Annotated in this window: 4 protein-coding genes and 1 pseudogene; 4 read left to right on the top strand and 1 reads right to left on the bottom strand. The window is 73.8% G+C overall.

The genetic code is table 11. The features are described 5' to 3' along the window. From DY240_RS32425 to DY240_RS23775, 3 genes and pseudogenes are all read left to right on the top strand, one after another. Positions 1-243 (top strand): annotated as a pseudogene (locus tag DY240_RS32425) (hypothetical protein); the annotation flags it as partial. A gap of 327 nt (positions 244-570) precedes the next feature. Then, a complete protein-coding gene (locus tag DY240_RS23780) occupies positions 571-1,062 on the top strand; it encodes a MarR family winged helix-turn-helix transcriptional regulator (RefSeq protein WP_233552853.1) in 492 nt (163 codons plus the stop codon). Continuing rightward, positions 1,059-2,366: an MFS transporter gene (locus DY240_RS23775; RefSeq protein ID WP_119662213.1), complete on the top strand. Its 1,308-nt coding sequence runs from the start codon at positions 1,059-1,061 to the stop codon at positions 2,364-2,366. Before DY240_RS23780 ends, DY240_RS23775 begins: the two co-directional genes overlap by 4 nt. A 3-nt stretch (positions 2,367-2,369) precedes the next feature. On the opposite strand, the gene argS is transcribed toward DY240_RS23775, so the two are convergent. Next, positions 2,370-4,118: an arginine--tRNA ligase gene (gene argS, locus DY240_RS23770; protein WP_119662212.1), complete on the bottom strand. Its 1,749-nt coding sequence runs from the start codon at positions 4,116-4,118 to the stop codon at positions 2,370-2,372. Between the two features lie 53 nt (positions 4,119-4,171). Here argS and DY240_RS23765 point away from each other — a divergent pair. Next, positions 4,172-4,458, top strand: a 287-nt coding sequence (locus DY240_RS23765) for a 2'-5' RNA ligase family protein (protein WP_233552852.1), incomplete at its 3' end; no start/stop codon positions are given.

Below are 4,458 nucleotides of genomic sequence, written 5' to 3'. Positions count from 1 at the left end.
CGCCGCCCGGCGCCCCAGCCGTCCGAGCGGCCGGTCCGGCGCACCCCGCCGGCGGCCTCGGAACTCTTCGGCGACGCACCGTCCCGTCCCGCCCCGTCGCCTCTGGACGACGACGAGCCACTGCTCGACACCACCTTCGGCGGCCGGCGCGCCGTGGACGACACACCGGCCGCGGACGCCGACGAGACCGAGGGCGGCAGCCGCTACCGAGGGCGCCGCGCCCGCCGCTCCGACACCGCCTGACGCCGGTCCCGCCGACGATCGACGCGGCCCGGCCGGAGGACGGAGTATCCGGCCGGCCGCGGCCGCCCGCCGCCCCCGTCCACGTTCGTGATCATCCAAGAAACGGGGCGCTCTGACGCCTCGTTTCTTGGATGGTTCTGGGTGGCGCGGCTCCAGCGTCGTGAACGGTCAGCAGGCTCGCGGTGGAACCCGATGGGCGGCTGACGGGCCCGGCCGGCGCCGCCCGCGCACACGCCCCGAAGCACACGCACCGCGTCACCCACGCCAGTACCAAACCGACAGGACGCCACTGGCCTTTAGCAAAGGTAATGAGTTAGACTAACCAAAGTGCCAGCCGCGAAGATCTCCCAGAACACCGCGCCCCAGAGCCAGCCGGCGCGCTCGGGCCCGGCGCAGCCGCGTACCCAGGCCGGCCTGGCCAGTTCCCTCCGCATCGCCGTCGGGCGGCTGAACCGCCGCATCCGCAACCAGCGCGAGGACGACTCCCTGACGCTGAACCAGCTGTCCGCGCTGGGCATCCTGGAACGCAAGGGCCCGCTGCCGGTGGGCGAGCTGGCCGCGTGCGAGCGCATCCGCCCGCCGTCCATGACGCGCATCGTGTCGGGCCTGGAGGAGCTGGGTCTCGCCGTCCGCGAGCCCGACCAGGTCGACCGCCGGGTCATCAACGTGCGCATCACCGACGCCGGCAAGGCGCGCACCGCGGCCGATCGCAAGCGCCGCGACGCCTGGCTGACGCACAAGCTGCGCGACCTCACCCCCGACGAGCGCGAGCGGCTGCGCGCGGCGCTGCCCGTGCTCGAGAAGCTGGCCGGCCTGTGAGTCCCACCTTCCATTCTCTCCGGCACCGCAACTACCGGCTGTACTGGTCGGGCATGTTCCTGTCCAACGTCGGCACCTGGATGCAGCGCATCGCGCAGGACTGGCTGGTGCTGGTCGTGCTCGGCGGCGGCGCCCAGGCGGTCGGCATCACCACGGGCCTGCAGTTCCTGCCGTTCCTGCTGGTGGCGCCGTTCGGCGGGCTGCTCGCCGACCGGTTCGACAAGCGTCGCCTGCTCATCCTCACCAACGCGTTCCTGGGCCTCGTCGGGCTGACCCTCGGCGTGCTCACCCTCACCGGGCTGGCGCAGATCTGGCACGTCTACGTGCTCGCGTTCCTGCTCGGCGTGGGGAGCGCGCTGGACAACCCGGCCCGGCAGGCGTTCGTCTCCGAGCTGGTCGGCAAGGACGACCTCACCAACGCGGTCGCGCTCAACAGCGCGTCGTTCAACGCGGCGCGGCTGATCGGCCCGGGCATCGCCGGCATCCTCATCGGGCTCATCGGCACCGGCTGGGTGTTCGTCCTCAACGGTGCGTCGTTCGTGTCGCCGATCCTCGCGCTGCTGCTGCTCCGCGGCGTCGGCGGCCGCCCGAAGCGCGACGTCGAGCGCGCGGGCGCCTTCTCGCAGCTGCGCGAGGGCGTGTCGTACCTGTGGTCGCGCCCTGACCTGCTGATGGTCGTCACGATCATGTTCGGGCTCGGTACGTTCGGCATGAACTTCCAGATGACCATGGCGCTGATGGCCACCGACGTCTACGACAAGGGCCCGGGCGAGTACGGCCTGCTCGGCTCCATCATGGCCATCGGGACGCTGTCCGGCGCGCTCATCGCGGCCCGGCGTCGGGTGCCGCGCCGGAGGCTGATCGTCGGCGGGGCGGTCGTCTTCGGGGTGTTCGAGGTGGCGGCCGGGCTGATGCCGTCGTACGTGCTGTTCGCCGTCTCGCTGGTGCCCGTCGGCATCATCGCGATGACGGTGCTCACCGCGGCCAACGCGTACGTACAGACGACGGTGCCGCAGTACGTCCGCGGCCGGGTCATGTCGCTCTACATGATGATCTTCATGGGCGGCACGCCGTTCGGCGCGCCCCTCATCGGCTTCGTCGCCGACGCGTTCGGCGCCCGCTGGTCGCTGCTCGGCGGCGGCATCCTGACCGCGGCGTTCGCCATCGGGGCGCTGCTGTTCCTGGCCCCCAGGAGCGGCGTCGTCGTGCGGACCCGGCTGCGGCCGCGACCCGGACTGGTCGTCGTCACGACGGCTCCGGCGCCGATGCCCGCGGACGAGCCGGCCCAGGTCCGGGTGGCCTGACGCTCACATGCGCTCCGGCGCCGCGATGCCCAGCAGCCTCAGGCCCTCGCGCAGCGTCGCCGCCGTCAGCCGGCACAACGCGAGCCGGTTGCCGTGCTCGGGCTCCGGCGCCGCCAGCACCGGGCACGCCTCGTAGAAGTCCGTGAACGCCCGCGCGGTGTCGTAGAGGTACGTGCACAGCCGGTGCGGCTCCAGCGTCGCGGCCACGTCGGCCAGCGTGTCGCCGAACCCGTCCAGCGCGAGCCCCAGCGCCCGCTCGGCCGGGTGCAGGGCGGCCGTCACGTCGACGACGGGGTCCGGCCCGCCCTCGGCGCGGCGCAGGATCGCGGCGATCCGGGCGTGCGCGTACTGCAGGTAGCCGCCGGTGTTGCCGGAGAACGACACCATGCGGTCGACGTCGAAGGTGTAGTCCTTGGTCCGCGACGTCGACAGCTCGGCGTACTTGACCGCACCGATGCCGGTCAGCTCGGCGATCCGGTCCGCCTCGGCCGGGTCGAGCGACGGGTTCTTCTCGGCGACGACGGCCCGAGCGCGCTCGACCGCGGCGTCCAGCAGGCTGCCGAGCGTGACGGTGTCGCCGGCCCGAGTCCGGAACGGCCGCCCGTCTGGGCCCAGCACGGTGCCGAACGAGACGTGGGTGACCTCGACGCCGTCGGGAAGCCAGCCGGCCCGCCGCGCGGTCCCGGCGACCAGCCGGAAGTGCAGCGCCTGCCGCGCGTCGACGACGTAGAGGATCCGGTCGGCGTGCAGCTCGGCCACCCGGTACCGCAGTGTCGCGAGGTCAGTGGTGTCGTAGCCGTAGCCGCCGTCGCGCTTGCGCAGCATCAGCGGCACCGGCGAGCCGTCCGGGCCCGTCTCGTCCGCCGAGAACACCACCACGGCGCCGTCGCTCACCACCGCGACACCGGCCCGCGTCAGCTCGTCCACCACATCGCCGAGCCGGTCGTGGTAGAACGACTCGCCCGCGGAGTCGGCCGGCGTCAGCAGCACGCCGAGCCGGTCGTAGAGCCGCCGGAACGCGGCCTCGGACTCCGCGACGATCTCGCGCCAGACGGCGACGGTCGCCGGGTCGCCGGACTGCAGCGCGACCACCCGTTCCCGCGACCGGCCGGCGAACGCGGCGTCGGCGTCGAACCGCGCCCGCGCCGCCCGGTAGAGCCCGTCCAGCGCGGACACCGACGAGACACCGCCGGCCAGGTCGCCGCGCCGCCAGGCCGCGTCGGCGTGCTCGTCGAGGTACTGGATGAGCATGCCGAACTGCGTGCCCCAGTCGCCCAGGTGGTTCTGCCGGACGACGTCGGCGCCGAGCCTGTCGAGCACCCTGGCGAGGCAGTCGCCGATGATCGTGGAGCGGAGGTGCCCGACGTGCATCTCCTTCGCGATGTTGGGTGCTGAATAGTCGATGACGGTGCGCCGGCCCGCCTCGACGCGCGGGACGCCCAGGCCGGCCTGCGCCGCCCGGCCGGCGACCCGCCGCCACACCGCGTCGGGCGCGACGGTGAGCTCGAGGAACCCCGGCCCGGACACCCGCACGTCGGCCAGCGCGTTCGTCCGCACCGAGGCCGCCACCCGCCCCGCGAGCTCGCCGGGCGACAGGCCGGCTCGTCGGGCCAGCGCGAGCGCGGCCCCGGACTGGAAGTCCGCCCGCTCGCTCGGCCGGACCAGAGGGTCGGCGCCGGTCAGCGCGGGGTGGGCGGCGGCGATGCCGTCCGCCACGGCCCCGGAGACCTCCGCAAGCAACGAGCTCGTCATGGTGCGTCATGGTCGCAGTGCCCGCGCCGGCCGCGCCATGGAATTGTTTCCGTATGCGCCTGTTCGCCGCCGTCGAGCCGCCGCCGGACGCGGTGGCGCACCTGGCCGCCATCGTCGACGGTGTGCGCGACGGCGTGCTGCGCTGGTCCGACCCGGCCGCCTGGCATCTGACGCTGGCGTTCTACGGCGAGGTCGGTGAGGAGAAGCTGACCGAGCTGACCGAGCGGCTGGCGCGCGCCGCCCGCCGGCACCCGGCGACGACGGCCCGCATCGCCGGCGCCGGGCGGTTCGGGCGCGCGGTGCTCTGGGCCGGGATCGACGGCGACGGTGTCGCCCTGCG

The sequence above is a fragment of the Jiangella rhizosphaerae genome (assembly GCF_003579925.1).
Taxonomy (GTDB): domain Bacteria; phylum Actinomycetota; class Actinomycetes; order Jiangellales; family Jiangellaceae; genus Jiangella; species Jiangella rhizosphaerae.
The sequence above is the reverse complement of the archived record's forward strand: the minus strand, read 5'-3'. Positions and strand labels throughout refer to the sequence as shown.

Excerpts from the sequence above, each read along its gene's own strand:
- argS (WP_119662212.1), bottom strand. The coding sequence starts at position 4,118 with ATGACGAGCTCGTTGCTTGCGGAGGTCTCCGGGGCCGTGGCGGACGGC.